Genomic DNA, 15319 nt, shown 5'->3' with positions numbered 1-15319 from the left:
CGAATTACGAATTAAAAATTGTTAATTACGAATTAGAAATTGTTAATTACGAATTACGAATTACGAATTACGAATTAAGTATGAGACCTGCCCAAACTAATCAGTTTGACTACGTAAAAATCGGCTTGGCTTCCCCCGAACGCATTCGGCAGTGGGGCGAAAGAACATTGCCTAATGGTCAAGTAGTCGGTGAAGTTACCAAGCCAGAAACGATTAATTACCGAACTCTCAAGCCAGAAATGGATGGCTTATTTTGTGAGCGCATCTTTGGCCCAGCGAAAGATTGGGAATGCCATTGTGGTAAGTATAAAAGAGTTCGTCATAGAGGTATTGTCTGTGAGCGCTGTGGGGTAGAAGTCACCGAGTCACGGGTGCGTCGCCACCGCATGGGCTATATTAAACTCGCCGCACCAGTAGCTCACGTTTGGTATCTCAAAGGCATTCCTAGCTATATTTCCATCCTGTTGGATATGCCCTTGCGGGATGTGGAGCAGATTGTATATTTCAACTCTTATGTTGTCCTGAGTGCAGGTAATGCCGAAACTTTAACTTACAAACAGCTGCTGAGTGAAGACCAGTGGTTGGAAATAGAAGACCAAATTTATAGCGAAGATTCTGTGCTGCAAGGCGTAGAGGTAGGTATTGGGGCTGAAGCGCTGTTGCGTTTGCTTGCCGATATCAATTTGGAACAAGAAGCTGAAAGCCTACGCGAAGAAATTGGCAACGCCAAGGGACAAAAGAGAGCCAAGCTAATTAAGCGACTGCGGGTGATTGACAACTTTATCGCCACTGGTTCCAAACCAGAGTGGATGGTAATGGCAGTCATTCCCGTGATTCCCCCGGACTTGCGGCCAATGGTGCAGCTAGATGGTGGACGGTTTGCCACGAGCGATTTGAATGATTTGTATCGCCGGGTAATTAACCGCAACAATCGTTTGGCACGCTTACAAGAAATTTTGGCACCAGAGATTATCGTGCGGAACGAAAAGCGGATGCTGCAAGAAGCAGTGGATGCTTTGATTGACAATGGTCGTCGGGGACGAACTGTTGTAGGGGCAAATAACCGACCCCTGAAATCTTTGTCCGACATTATTGAGGGTAAGCAAGGACGTTTCCGACAAAACTTGTTAGGTAAACGAGTTGACTACTCTGGACGTTCTGTAATTGTGGTCGGGCCAAAGCTGAAAATTCACCAGTGCGGTTTGCCTAGAGAAATGGCGATTGAGCTATTTCAACCATTTGTGATCAACCGCCTGATTCGTAGCGGCATGGTAAATAACATCAAAGCTGCGAAAAAGCTGATATCCCGCAATGATCCCAGTGTTTGGGATGTGTTGGAAGAGGTGATTGAAGGACACCCTGTAATGCTAAACCGGGCACCAACGTTGCACCGTTTGGGTATTCAGTCTTTTGAACCGATTTTGGTAGAAGGTAGAGCAATTCAACTGCATCCTTTGGTGTGTCCGGCGTTTAACGCCGACTTTGACGGCGACCAAATGGCGGTACACGTCCCTCTGTCGTTAGAAAGTCAGGCTGAAGCACGGTTGTTGATGTTGGCTTCTAACAATATTTTGTCACCAGCCACGGGTAAACCCATCATCACGCCTAGTCAAGATATGGTGTTGGGAGCCTATTATTTAACAGCAGAAAATCCCGGTGCGACAAAAGGGGCAGGAAATTACTTTTCTTCGCTAGAGGATGTAATTATGGCTTTCCAGCAAGATCAAATTGACTTGCACGCCTATATTTACGTAAGGTTTGACGGCGAAATAGAATCAGACCAGCCGGATACAGAACCCGTGAAAGTGACGGAAAACGAGGATGGTACCCGCACATTACTCTATAAGTTCCGTCGAGTCAGACAAGACGCTAAGGGCAATGTACTTTCACAGTATATATACACAACTCCTGGCCGCGTTATTTACAACAATGCCATTCAGGAAGCACTAGCAAGTTAATTCGTAATTTCTAATTCGTAATTCGTAATTGAAGAATTAATTACGAATTACGAACTACGAATTAAGAATTATTAATTATTGATGACTCAGGACTAATGATTAATGACTAACGAAAAAATGATTTTTCGCAATCGCGTGGTTGACAAAGGTCAACTGAGAAATTTAATTTCTTGGGCTTTTACGAATTATGGTACAGCGCGAACCGCAGTGATGGCGGACAAATTGAAAGATCTGGGATTTCGCTATGCTACCAAAGCAGGGGTTTCCATCAGTGTAGATGACTTGATGATACCACCAACTAAGCGATTGCTCTTAGAAGCAGCCGAGGAAGAAATTCGCGCTACTGAAACCCGTTATCAACGGGGAGAAATCACTGAAGTAGAACGCTTCCAAAAGGTAATCGATACTTGGAATGGTACCAGTGAAGCCTTGAAAGATGAAGTAGTCGTTCACTTCAAGAAGACTAATCCCCTAAACTCCGTATACATGATGGCATTCTCCGGGGCACGGGGTAACATCTCACAAGTCCGGCAGTTGGTTGGGATGCGGGGACTGATGGCAGATCCTCAAGGGGAAATTATCGATTTACCTATCAAAACCAACTTCCGTGAAGGGCTAACTGTGACGGAATACATTATTTCGTCTTACGGTGCCAGAAAAGGATTGGTAGATACTGCCTTACGGACGGCTGACTCTGGTTATCTCACCCGCCGATTAGTCGACGTTTCCCAGGATGTAATTATTCGGGAATTTGACTGTGGCACTACCAGAGGTCTTAGCATTCGACCAATGACAGAAGGTGCTAAAACCTTGATTCCTCTTGCAACTCGCTTGATGGGACGAGTAATTGGCGAAGATGTGGTGCATCCGGTCACAAAAGAATTGATTGCAGCACGCAATTCGCCAATTCCTGAAGACTTGGCGAAGAAAATTGAAAAGTCTGGGGTGGGAGAAGTTGTGGTGCGATCGCCACTAACTTGTGAAGCCGCACGTTCTGTCTGTCAACACTGCTACGGCTGGAGTTTGGCACACGCCAAGATGGTAGACTTAGGCGAAGCTGTGGGGATTATTGCCGCCCAAAGTATCGGTGAACCCGGAACCCAGTTAACCATGCGGACATTCCACACGGGTGGGGTGTTTACTGGAGAAGTGGCGCAACAAGTTCGTTCTAAAATCGATGGGACTGTCAAGCTTCCCCGCAAACTGAAAACCAGAACATATCGTACCCGCCACGGGGAAGATGCCCTGTATGTTGAGGCGAATGGCATCATGCTTTTGGAACCAACAAAAGTAGGTGATGTCACCCCAGAGAACCAAGAAGTTCATCTGACCCAAGGTTCAACACTATATGTATTTGATGGAAATAAGGTAAAACAAGGGCAGTTGTTGGCAGAGGTCGCCCTTGGTGGACGTACAACTCGGACTAATACAGAAAAAGCAGTTAAAGATGTTGCCTCTGACTTAGCAGGGGAAGTGCAATTTGCCGAAGTAGTCCCAGAACAAAAAACTGACCGTCAAGGTAATACCACAACTACAGCCGCACGTGGTGGTTTGATTTGGATTTTGTCTGGGGAAGTTTACAACTTGCCACCTGGTGCAGAATTGGTGGTGAAAAATGGTGATGCGATCGCTGCTAATGGAGTTTTAGCAGAAACCAAATTAGCCAGTTTACACGGCGGTGTGGTGCGCTTGCCCGAAGCTACCCCAGGTAAGAGTACCAGGGAAATCGAGATTATCACTGCTTCTGTGGTCTTAGACCAAGCAACCGTGACAGTCCAAAGTTCTCAAGGTCGTAATAATTACTTAGTATCTACTGGCAACAACCAGGTATTTAACCTCCGAGCTACACCAGGCACAAAAGTGCAAAATGGTCAAGTAGTAGCTGAGTTAATTGATGACCGCTATCGCACAACCACTGGTGGATTCCTGAAATTCGCTGGTGTCGAAGTCCAGAAAAAAGGTAAAGCCAAGCTGGGTTATGAAGTCGTGCAGGGCGGTACCTTGTTGTGGATTCCTGAAGAAAGCCACGAAGTTAATAAAGATATCTCCTTGCTGTTGGTGGAAGACGGTCAGTTTGTAGAAGCTGGCACCGAAGTAGTGAAAGATATCTTCTGCCAAAACAGTGGTGTGGTAGAAGTAACCCAGAAAAACGACATCCTGCGGGAAGTCGTGGTCAAGCCAGGGGAACTGCTGATGGTGGACGATCCAGAATCAGTCATCGGGCGAGATAACACCTTCATCCAACCAGGTGAGGAATTCCAAGGTAATGTCGCCACGGAATTGCGTTATATCCAGTATGTGGAAACACCAGAAGGCCCTGCCCTGTTGAGTCGTCCAGTAGTTGAGTTTGCCGTACCTGATAACCCAGATGTGCCATCCACTACATCGGTAAGTCAACAAACCGGGCGATCAATTCAATTAAGAGCGGTGCAGAGACTACCTTACAAAGATTCGGAACGTGTCAAATCTGTTGAAGGTGTAGAATTGCTGCGAACCCAGCTAGTACTGGAAATTGAGCAAGAAGGGGAACAAGACCATAATGCCTCACCCCTGGCAGCAGATATTGAATTAGTAGAGGATACTGAAGACCCAGAAGTTCAACGTTTACAACTGGTAATTTTGGAATCCTTGGTAATTCGTCGAGACATTACCGCCGATGCCACCCAAGGTAGCACCCAGACTACACTTGAGGTACACGATGGGCTAACCATTGCCCCAGGTTCTGTAGTCGCACGTACCCAAATCTTGTGTAAAGAAGGCGGGGAAGTGCGAGGTGTCCGCAAAGGAACCGAAAACGTGCGTCGCTGCTTAGTGTTGCGTGACGCTGACAGGCTCACCATTAATACTAGTACTCAGCCCAAGGTGAAAGTGGGTGACTTGCTAGTAGAAGGTACAGAAATTGCTCCTGGAGTTTTTGCCCCAGAATCAGGACAGGTAGTAGATATTAAAAATGCTGCCGCTGCATCTGGTGGGGAATCAGCTCTGAGTACTAAAAACTACGTTGTTACTACCCGCATTGGTCGTCCTTATCGAGTCAGCCCTGGTGCTGTGTTGCAGATAGAAGACGGCGATTTGGTACAACGGGGTGATAACTTGGTGTTGCTGGTGTTTGAACGCGCCAAAACCGGAGATATCATTCAAGGTTTGCCCCGGATTGAGGAACTACTTGAAGCTCGTAAACCTAAAGAAGCCTGCATTTTATGTCGGCGGGGCGGAGAAGTTAAGGTAGTTTACGCTGAAAGTGGTGATGAAGCGATCGCTATTAAGGTCGTAGAATCAAATGGCGTGGTGACAGATTATCCTCTGGGGCCTGGACAAAACTTGATTGTGCCAGATGGATCAATAGTATTAGCGGGACAACCGTTAACTGATGGGCCATCTAATCCCCACGAAATTTTGGAGATCTTCTTTAGCCTGGGTTCTGAAGACGGAATCTATGCTTGTGCCAGCATTGCTTTGCAGAAGGTACAAACATTTTTGGTGAATGAAGTGCAAATGGTGTATCAGTCTCAAGGGATTGATATTTCCGATAAGCACATTGAAGTAATTGTTCGCCAAATGACCAACAAGGTCAGGATTGATGATGGTGGTGACACCACCATGCTTCCCGGCGAATTGGTAGAACTGCGCCAAGTTGAGCAGGTGAACGAAGCTATGGCAATTACAGGCGGTGCGAGGGCACAGTATACCCCAGTATTGTTGGGTATCACCAAAGCATCGTTGAACACCGACAGCTTTATCTCCGCAGCATCCTTCCAAGAGACAACACGGGTACTTACCGAAGCAGCTATCGAAGGCAAATCTGACTGGCTGCGCGGATTAAAGGAAAACGTGATTATCGGGCGATTGATTCCGGCTGGTACTGGATACAATACCTATGAAGAACCCGGTGCGATCGATGATTATGCTGCTGAGATTAGCAGTAGTGTCTTAGATGAAGTTGATGATCCTCTGGATATGGTTTTAGATGACCGCACAGCTCGTACCTATAATTTAGATTCTCCGACCCTTGGGGAATCTGGCTTTGGCAGCAGACGTGCAGAAAGATCAATTCTAGATGATGAAGATGAATTAATCGCCGATGAAGTCGTAGACGACGACGATTTTGAGGAAGAAGAGGAAGACGACGAGGATGATTTCGACGACGAATAGAGACTTGAAATTTCGCGTCTCTATTAAAATCTAAAAAGTAAAAAGGCAAAAGAAATTTTCTTTTGCCTTTTTATTTTGTTTTATAAAAACACATATTTAAATCCTCAAGATTCTGGTTTCTTGCTTTTCAGCTAGTAGTCATTCAATTACAGCGATTCAAAAGTAACATCCTCATATAAATCTGCAACAGCACACCGAAAATCTACACTTGCCAGATGAATTATATCTTCTTTTCCATAAGGATAAAGTACCCATTGGCTCTCTGAGTTACGGCGAAAACACTCAACATTTAATCGAGTTTGACTTATGAGTACATATTCCTGAAGTGATTCCATCTGTCGGTAGTCAGCAAATTTATCACCTCGGTCAAAGGCTTCTGTTGTTGGAGATAACACTTCTACAATTAAACAAGGGTAACGCAGAAAGTTGTTAAAAGCTTTATCTCGTTGGTCACAACTTACCATAACATCGGGATAGTAATAGATATTAATCGACTCAATATGTGCTTTAGTGTCTGAGATATAAGCCTGAAAACCACTTCCGCGCAAATGATTTCTTAGCATAGCAAACACATTTCCGCTAATAATTACATGGGTATTACTTGCTCCTGCCATTGCATAAACCTGTCCCTGTCTATATTCATGCTTGATAGGACTAGTTTCTTCTCCTTTGAGATAGTCTTCTGGAGAAATATAGCTAGAATTTGGAGTTGCAACCATCTGTAATGACCTTATGTAATGTCTTATATCTATTTTAAAAGAAGCTTGACGGCTAAATTATTGAGCCACAGTTGCCAGAAATTGCCAAGGTAATTGGTAATTAGAGAAAAGCTATACCAATTACCCCTCATTTATTACCGACTTTCCGCCTGAGTTGACACTGTTAATACTTGCGGTGGTGTGGCATCTGGTGGATAGAGAAAGTCTACTTCTACTAAGGAGCGATCGCCAGCTTTCATATTTAATGAAACTAAGGGTTCCCCTGGTTGACCTCTCTTTTGTACTAAATGCACAAACTTAGTTTGCAGCTGATTTTGCTCATCTTTGTAACGTACCCGCACTGTCCCTCGGAAGAATACTTCACGAGCTGGTGTACTCAGAAAGCGTAACCCTGGTTTGACTAACTGATTCTCCTTCAGTGGGGTTTGTATGGATACACTGACAGTTTGAGGACTTTGAGTATTGTTGTATAGCGGCAACTTGAGATTATATTGAATTCCATAGTTGCCATGAGCGCGATATGCGGTGTCAGGATAGCGCACCAGCATATTAGCACTTTGAATTTGACCAGTTCCTAACATACCGCCATGTAGGGTACTCAGGGCGTAGGAAAACACTTGACCAGGCTGGGGAATAGTTAGATACCTAGCTTTAGGCTTATCTACTAATAAGGCTCTCCATTGTGAACCACTGGAGACTCCAGCAACACGCCCATAAATTCTTGGCTTGCCAGTTTCCTCTAGAGGAGTGGGCGCTTTATCCCGTGGCCCAGCCAAATCACCATTATCTAGTAAATTCTGCCACTCTTCTAAAGTAGGCGATCGCTCACTGCCATCAGGATTTACCCGTGCAAACATCGCTAGGCTAGCCGCATAGACAGTGCCATTACTTTGCAATCGGATCAATGTCGAACGACCATTCAGAGGTGGTGTCAATCCCTGTACAGGAATTGGTAAATTTAATAACATCCGACTTTGTTTTGCTGGAATCTCAATTTGGGCAGGGAAAATCTCTTGTCGTCGTCCCCGCAGCACATCAGACATGACGCGATCGCCTGGTCCAGCAAAAATTGTCCCTAAAGGATTTTGGCTAAAAGATGGTAATTGAATAAATGGTGCATCCGGTTGACTCAAATAACTCGCCGCCTGCCAAATATTCACCTTTACTGCTTCCGAACTAGGGTTGTGCAAAATTATCCCTAAATAGAGCGATCGCAAATTCTCTAGTGGTTCAGCCCTAGCAACGTGATGGGCAAAAATATCAAATCGTCCCCGAAAGGGAAAATTCAAATGCGCTGTTGGCACTTTTTTGCCATCTGGTGGAAAAGTGGAGAGTAAAATTCCCTCTTTCAACACCAATTCTGGACTATTACTGTTAAAAGTTGGCACTGTATCCAATTGACCTGGTAAAGGACGTACTTCTTGTGTTTGTACGACTTCTTCAGGTGGTGGTGTCGCAGGAGTTGATTGAGCAATTGGGAAAATTAGTAACAATGGCAACATATACTTAGATATTTCTTTCACCATACAGACATTAACAACTTGATGAAAGTGCCAGTTTGTTAATAATTAATACGAAATTTGCAAGAATTCCCATCAAATTTTCTTGATTTAGAACCGGGACGTGGGTAAAAAGACAACGGATTGTAAGTTGATTTTGGTCTAAGTAGTCCAAGCCTAAATAGTAAAAACAAATTGACCGCAGTCGTGGCTAATCTAAATTGATGCTTCTTTCTCCACTAATTTTTCTATATCAAATTCTAATTTCTCCACAGCTAGCAAATGCTTCCACACTTAATTGTGTAAGGATTGCAGCCTGCTCACAACAGATAATGTCTTCGGGTTGAATTGCATTGATTTTTTCCATTACCTGAGTATTGGCAAGTTGGACATCTACGGGTAACTGGCGTAAAAAATTCAAGTCATCTGGTATCAGATCGAGTTTGGTAACTTCAAGTAATAAATCATCAGAAGAATTTTGACTGTTGATATTTTAGGCAAATGTCAAAATAAGTTAATAGAATTCTTTTCTTCATAACAAATATTATTTAGAATAGAAAAACCCTCCATTAATAAATTTACAAGGAGCAGGTAAATGCCAGTAATTGCGGTCGTAGACTACGAGATGGGAAATTTGCACTCAGTCTGTAAAGGGTTGGAAAAAGCTGGGGCAACTCCTAATGTTACTTATTCTCCAAAGGAATTAGAGCAGGCAGATGCAATAGTTCTGCCGGGAGTGGGAGCATTTGATCCAGCAGTACAACACCTGCGAGCGCGTGGTTTGGAACAACCTATTAAAGATGCGATCGCATCTGGTAAACCTTTTTTGGGAATTTGTTTAGGATTGCAAATTCTCTTTGAATCAAGTGCAGAAGGTACCCAACCAGGACTAGGAATTATCAAAGGAAAAGTGCGCCGATTTCGTCCAGAACCTGACATCACTATTCCTCACATGGGTTGGAATCAGCTGGAAATGACTCAGGCAAAAAGTATTTTGTGGGAGCATTTGCCGTCCGATCCTTGGGTATATTTTGTCCATTCTTACTATGTTGACCCAATAGACCCGCTAATCCGTGCAGCAACCATCACCCACGGTACTCAAACCGTCACAGCTGCGATCGCTCACGAAAATCTCATGGCAGTTCAATTTCACCCCGAAAAATCCTCTAATATTGGATTGCAAATCTTGTCTAATTTTGTTGCTCAAGTCCGTGAAAAAATTCCTGCCTAATCTATTTTTGTCATTTGTTCTTTGTCCTTTGTCTAAAACTAATGACCAATGACTAATGACTAATGACCAATGACTAATAACCAATGAGCCTGAGAATTTACGGTAATCGCCAGCTAAAAACTTTACCAGGGAAAGAAACTAGACCTACCAGTGCGCGGGTAAGGGAGGCAGTCTTTAATATTTGGCAGGGAGAAATTGCAGGTTGTCGCTGGCTAGATTTGTGCGCCGGTACTGGTTCAATGGGCGCAGAGGCTTTGTGTAGAGGAGCCAGCCTAGCAGTGGGAATTGAACAATCGAGCCGAGCCTGTGCCACCATCCAACAAAATTGGCAGCAGGTAGCTAATGCCGACGAGCAGGAATTTCGGGTATTGCGGGGAGATATTACGCAGCAGTTAAAGACTTTATCAGGCAAGCAATTCGATAGAATTTACTTTGATCCACCTTATGCCAGTGGATTGTTCCAACCAGTATTAGAAGCGATCGCTCACTATCAACTTTTAGATCCTAGTGGCGAAATCGCAGTTGAACACGCCTCACAAGGTTGGACACCGCCAGAGATTCCCTCTTGGGAAATTTGCCGCGAGAAGGTTTACGGCAACACATCACTTACTTTCTACAGAATTGTGCAATGAGACGAGAAGGGAGTGGAAAAGATAAGGGAGAGAGGGGAGAAAAATTGCTTCTTTATCCTCCTTAGTCCCCTTGTCTCCCCTACTCAGCACTCAGCACTCAGCACAGGCTAAATGCCCCGCTACAGCTAACAAAACTCCCTCAACCGCCCAACTGATTGGGGCGCTTGTATTGCTTATAGGCAGCGTAAAACAGTCCGGCGAGGGTGACGAAAACTAGACCAAGGACAATACCTGATAGCAGGGGTTCAACCACTGGAAATCTCCTCTTTGTAATGATTAAATATTCGTTGCCTGTTTTTGATTTTACCAAATTTAGTATGAATCCTGCGTCCTATAGACTTTTTGGAGGGTGAATGCTCAGAAAAAAATAGTCTTCTGTGCTTGCAGACACGATCAAGAACTTTTAAGCTATGTGTAGGAAAAGAAAACTTTTTAGCACACTTAGACTTCACCGCAAACCTTTTGGATAACCAGATTACCAAACCTGAAATTTTGATTCAGCGCATCGTTTTATTGACGCTGGCCATACTGCTATCAGTCCCTTTGGGCTTTTTTGGTGTTCAGTTGGTTCAAGCCTCCGATCCTTATGTTAAGAGTGTTTTATCTCTAACAGGAAACCCAGTTCAAGGACACGCGATCTTTCAAATTAATTGTGCTGGTTGTCATGGTTTGGAAGCAGACGGGCGAGTAGGGCCGAGTTTGCAAGCTGTTTCCAAGCATAAATCTCAATATGGATTGATTCACCAGGTAATCAGTGGCGAAACCCCGCCAATGCCAAAATTCCAGCCTAGCACCCAAGAAATGGCGGATCTTTTGAGCTATTTAGAGTCGTTATAGATGTTAAATTCTGTTGTAAATTCCTTATGGAAAAAGGCAATACATCAAAATGTTATCTTTTTCGATCTTAGAACTTACGCAAAACTACACGCGGTAGGGGCAATACCCTGCGGGAAGCCGCTTGTCTACGAGACGCTCCGCGAATGCGTCTACATGAATTGCCCCTACCGAATAATAAAGGTTTGGGCTATTTTTTGCGTAAGTCCTGGATCTCTGGAAACTTGTAACAAATGTTATTGAATAGAATTCAGGAGTCAGGAGTCAGAATTCAGAATGAATTCTGTGCGACTGGCGGATAGCGCAGCGTAAAGCCTTCTCTACGAGAGGCTGTGCCAACGGCATGGCTTCTCTACGAGACGCTACGTGAACGCTTAGAGCGAGTTATCGAGCGTCTTGATTCTGACTCCTGAATTCTGACTTCTGAATTCTTCTTCAATGATCTATATTTCCAGAAGCGATCGCATCTAATTTATTAGTATCCAGTATGATAATCGTCCCACCACGACGATAGTCAATTACTGACTTGAGACTTTTAATTAACCGCACACATTCTTCGTAAGTAATCCCGCTACTGCGAGCCATGCGATAATAAGACAATTTGACTTTTAAACACTCGCCTTGTGGACTTAATTCAGTTCCAGATTCGGCAGCAAAATATTGAATTAATCTGGCAAGGCGAACAATAGCTCTTTCAGAAACTAATCCGTGGACTGTTTCATGCAATTGCTGAATCCGACTGTTAAACACCATCAGCATTCGTAATGCAATTTCAGGGTTTTGTCCAATCGCTTTTAATAAAGCATCTCTTTCTATAGTGAGAATTTCACAATCAGATTCAGCAGTTACGGTTGCTGGGGAAATTCCATTGCCTAATAAAGCAGGAGCCGCAAAAATTTCCCCAGCCGTTAAGGTGCGGAGAATCGTTTCTTTCCCCGTCATTGCTATTTTGGTAACTTGAATTTCTCCACTAGCAACAGCATAGAGTTTTGTTGGTAAGACATCACCCTCATGGAGAATAATCTCTCCTTTGCGATAGCGTTGCACCTGAGTGTGAGGTTGCAAATTTACTTTGTCTGCCGTTTCTAAACCTGCAAACACAATAATTTGCGAAAGTTGTTCCAGGGATGCCTGCATGATTAGCCTGATATCGCAAAGGCTGGACGATGATGAATCCAAGGGTTAGCCGCTTCTAATTGTGCTGCTAGGTTGATGAGGGTAGCTTCAGCCGCAGGTTTACCAATTAGTTGCACACTTATAGGTAAACCATTACTATCAAAAGCGACAGGAATTGTGATCGCAGGTTGTCCAGTTGCATTCGCAGGTGGACAAGGGGCAATCCACTCAATAATATTTTGGAATGTCTCTTCTGGACTCAGCACAGCCCATTCTCCAACGCGGATAGGTGAATGGAGATAAACTGGCAGTACCAGCACATCCACGGTATCGAAAAAGGCTACAATCTGTCGTGCCACAATCTGCATTTGGGAAACTGCTTGGAGGTACTGGGCAACAGAACCTGTGCGTGCAAATAGCCAACGATTTAATGGTTGTAAGGCTTCAACAGGAAGTCCTGACGCAGCTACCCCAGCTTGCCAAACGATTTGAAATGGTTCAACTAAACCGCTAAAATCTGGGGATTTCTGTTCAACATGGTGGCCGAGTTGTTCTAATAACTGGACTGTTTGACGGACACCTTGCTGACAGTTAGCATCAGCTTCTCCCAAAGGAGAAATATTAGTGTCAAAGGCAATTCGCAAAGCACCCAATTTTGTCTGAGTGGCAGCGAGAAATGATGGTTCGGGATCTGGCAACCAGTAAGGATCGCCTGTGACATAGCCAGATATGGTATCCAAAAGGGCAGCAGCATCAGCAACAGTCCGGGCGATGGGGCCGTTGACGGCAATTCCAGCGAGGCGTTCGCCTACGGGTGCTTTACTCACTCTACCCCTGGATGGTTTAAGTCCTACCAAACCACAACAAGCCGCAGGGCCACGAATTGAACCACCGCCATCAGAACCTTGAGCGATCGCACACAATCCTGCTGCTACCGCCGCCGCCGCGCCACCACTGGAACCGCCTGGGGTGTATTCTAAATTCCACGGATTTCTCGCTGGAGGAAAACCCGTAGGCTCACTGTAAGGAAAAGAACCTAATTCAGAAGTGGCTGTTTTACCAAGAATAGTAAATCCAGCTTGCTTAATCCGTGTTACAACGCCATCATCATAGTTAGGGATATTGTTCAGTAACGCCGGGTTTCCATAAGTACAGGTAACATCAGCTACAGCGTTTAGGTCTTTAATGGAAATTGGCACACCAAAAAATGGCGGTAGTTCTGAGGTAGTTGTCAATAATTCTGTTTTGGCTTTGGCATCTGCGATCGCTAGTTCTGCCGTCACCGTAAAATAACTTCCTAATTGGGGATTTAATTTCTCAATCCGTTCTAAATATATTTCTACCAACTCTAGCGGTGATACTTCCCGGCGACGAATTAATTGCGCCAACTCTAGTGCTGGGGTAAATGCTAAATCAACTTCATTCATAGGTTAGTGAATGGGTAATTTTGTCTTTCTCTGGGATTTTTAAACTGAAATTGTTACTTTACCAGGATTTACGGGAATTATACATTTTATAGATCCTAAGATTTGTCACTCAACTAGGATGCTTAGATGTGTGGTTATGTTCTTACTCCAGATATTTTAATTGTTTCGCATAAACTTTCGACAAATCCCTAAGAGGTATTTATGGCTAACCTAGAAATACTTGTTAGCGAATTGCCAACACTAATTCAGAATCTAAAACTGACTATTGGCGATTCTAATAAAATCATGGAACAAATTATCTCGATTAATAATGCTCAAGAACAACTACGAAATATTAAAAAATTAATTGCCCAGGAATTGAGATTGGAGAACGTCAAAAATTCTGCGATCGCTACACTTCCTCGAATAGGCACTGTAGCTAGTTTGTTTCTACCTAGCGTTGGATTGGTAGATCCAGCGATCGCAGACAAATTTGGACATTCAAAAACTAAAATTTCATTAACTGATTTACAATCCAAAATCGATGACTGGATAGAATGGGGTTATTTTTTGCAAGCAATAGCTGCTGATATTCTCAGTGATGATAGTTTAGTCAATCAACTAAGTTCTGATATTAATCATCTCAGTTTATTTGCACAATTTCAGATAACTTATGATAATTTAAAAATTAAATTAGTCTGTGAAAAATCTCATGTTTTAGAGGATCAAATTCAAAAAATTAATAATTGCCAAAATGAATTATTACAATTAAGACAGAAGTTAAATTATGTTTTTGATACTATTAAAAATAGTCGTAGCTTATTAAATATTTTATTAGGAGTGTCTGCTTTTTGTGGGAAATCTGGCTTTGCCTTAGAGTGGTTAGATGATGACCACGAATTAATTATATCGAGTGGTAGTAAATTTCAAGAATTGACCGATATTCTTAATGATTGCGATCATCTCCAAGAACAAATAGCTGTTTTAATTATTCAGGGTGACACTTTAAGGGAACAGGCAGAACAAGCCCTAAAAAAGATAGAACAAGAAAATCATAATAAAGCAACTATTAGCCAGCATGTACAAATATTACCAAAGTTTTCGACACCCAAGATAGTACGTTCGGTTTTGATCGTAGTCTCAAGTTTATTAGTCTTGGGTTTTGGTAGCTGGAAAATGAAAGAACAAAATCTCCAATGGCAGCAGATAAATCTAAGTTTAACTCAAGAAGAAAGTGCAAATGCTAAGTTTAAATCTGCTCAAAAATTCGGTATGGAGGCTGCTGCTCTAGTTCAAAAACCACCGCATCCTCTAAAAGTCTGGCAACAAGCAGAAACTAAATGGCATCAGGCAATTATCTTATTAGATAGTATTCCTCATCAAACATCAGTTTATGACAGGGCAAAGAAGAAATTAGCTTACTATCAGATTAATTATAAATCTATCAGTCAAAGAATCTTAGTAGAAAAGCAAGCCTTAGCAAACTTAGAATCAGCCCAAAAACTAGCAATAGAAGCTAATCTTTTTGTAAATAGTTCACCTCATTCGCTACTAGTTCGGCAACAAGCACAATATAAATGGGTGCAAGCAATCAATTTATTACAAGCTATTCCAGAGAGTACATCTGTCTCTGTACAAGCTAAAGAAATTCTTACTGTTTATAAAAATAATTATGCCGCTATTAATCAAATATAGCAGTCCTAACTAAATGATTCGTGGAAAACTAGATATCGCAAGTTTTAAAAAATCAGTACAATTCAGATAAGACCAAA

The 15319-nt window shown here is 43.0% G+C and carries 12 protein-coding genes; 6 read left to right on the top strand and 6 right to left on the bottom strand.

The genetic code is table 11. The annotated features are described in order from the left end of the window. Positions 1–80: 80 nt before the first annotated feature. Entirely contained in the window at positions 81–1958 is a 1878-nt protein-coding gene (locus H6G86_RS28545; RefSeq protein ID WP_094342607.1) for a DNA-directed RNA polymerase subunit gamma, read from the top strand. A 102-nt stretch (positions 1959–2060) separates the two neighbouring features. Next, positions 2061–6110 (top strand): DNA-directed RNA polymerase subunit beta'', encoded by a 4050-nt coding sequence (locus H6G86_RS28540; protein ID WP_190937127.1) that lies wholly within the window; start codon positions 2061–2063, stop codon positions 6108–6110. A gap of 146 nt (positions 6111–6256) precedes the next feature. Here the strand turns inward: H6G86_RS28540 and H6G86_RS28535 are convergent, their stop codons facing one another. From H6G86_RS28535 to H6G86_RS39895, 3 genes are all read right to left on the bottom strand, one after another. Beyond that, positions 6257–6829 (bottom strand): Uma2 family endonuclease, encoded by a 573-nt coding sequence (locus H6G86_RS28535; protein WP_190937126.1) that lies wholly within the window; start codon positions 6827–6829, stop codon positions 6257–6259. Positions 6830–6963: 134 nt separating this feature from the next. Beyond that, a complete protein-coding gene (locus H6G86_RS28530; protein WP_190937141.1) occupies positions 6964–8331 on the bottom strand; it encodes a DUF3370 domain-containing protein in 1368 nt (455 codons plus the stop codon). A gap of 250 nt (positions 8332–8581) precedes the next feature. Further along, a complete protein-coding gene (locus tag H6G86_RS39895) occupies positions 8582–8749 on the bottom strand; it encodes a hypothetical protein (RefSeq protein ID WP_313931476.1) in 168 nt (55 codons plus the stop codon). A 174-nt stretch (positions 8750–8923) separates the two neighbouring features. Between H6G86_RS39895 and hisH the strand changes: the two genes are divergently transcribed. Beyond that, positions 8924–9559 carry an imidazole glycerol phosphate synthase subunit HisH gene (gene hisH, locus H6G86_RS28520; protein WP_012411289.1) on the top strand — a complete coding sequence of 212 codons (636 nt, stop codon included), beginning with the start codon at positions 8924–8926 and terminating at the stop codon, positions 9557–9559. 83 nt (positions 9560–9642) lie between these two features. Next, positions 9643–10191 (top strand): 16S rRNA (guanine(966)-N(2))-methyltransferase RsmD, encoded by a 549-nt coding sequence (gene rsmD, locus H6G86_RS28515; protein WP_012411290.1) that lies wholly within the window; start codon positions 9643–9645, stop codon positions 10189–10191. A gap of 139 nt (positions 10192–10330) precedes the next feature. On the opposite strand, the gene petG is transcribed toward rsmD, so the two are convergent. Then, complete coding sequence (gene petG / locus H6G86_RS38955; RefSeq protein WP_063721252.1) at positions 10331–10444, bottom strand: cytochrome b6-f complex subunit V; 114 nt, start codon at positions 10442–10444, stop codon at positions 10331–10333. Positions 10445–10653: 209 nt separating this feature from the next. On the opposite strand from petG, the gene H6G86_RS28505 reads away from it, so the two are divergent. Beyond that, on the top strand, positions 10654–11028 hold the full coding sequence (locus H6G86_RS28505) for a c-type cytochrome (protein WP_163928961.1): 375 nt from the start codon (positions 10654–10656) through the stop codon (positions 11026–11028). Positions 11029–11460: 432 nt separating this feature from the next. On the opposite strand, the gene H6G86_RS28500 is transcribed toward H6G86_RS28505, so the two are convergent. Together H6G86_RS28500 and H6G86_RS28495 are read right to left on the bottom strand one after the other, a co-directional pair. Beyond that, positions 11461–12162: a Crp/Fnr family transcriptional regulator gene (locus H6G86_RS28500; RefSeq protein ID WP_190937125.1), complete on the bottom strand. Its 702-nt coding sequence runs from the start codon at positions 12160–12162 to the stop codon at positions 11461–11463. 2 nt (positions 12163–12164) lie between these two features. Next, a complete protein-coding gene (locus H6G86_RS28495; RefSeq protein ID WP_190937124.1) occupies positions 12165–13568 on the bottom strand; it encodes an amidase in 1404 nt (467 codons plus the stop codon). A gap of 201 nt (positions 13569–13769) precedes the next feature. Here H6G86_RS28495 and H6G86_RS28490 point away from each other — a divergent pair, with 201 nt between their 5' ends. Continuing rightward, on the top strand, positions 13770–15242 hold the full coding sequence (locus H6G86_RS28490) for a hypothetical protein (protein WP_190937123.1): 1473 nt from the start codon (positions 13770–13772) through the stop codon (positions 15240–15242). Positions 15243–15319 lie beyond the last annotated feature (77 nt).

It is taken from the genome of Nostoc sp. FACHB-133 (genome assembly GCF_014698055.1).
In the GTDB taxonomy this organism is placed as follows: Bacteria; Cyanobacteriota; Cyanobacteriia; order Cyanobacteriales; family Nostocaceae; genus Nostoc.
The sequence above is the reverse complement of the archived record's forward strand: the minus strand, read 5'-3'. Positions and strand labels throughout refer to the sequence as shown.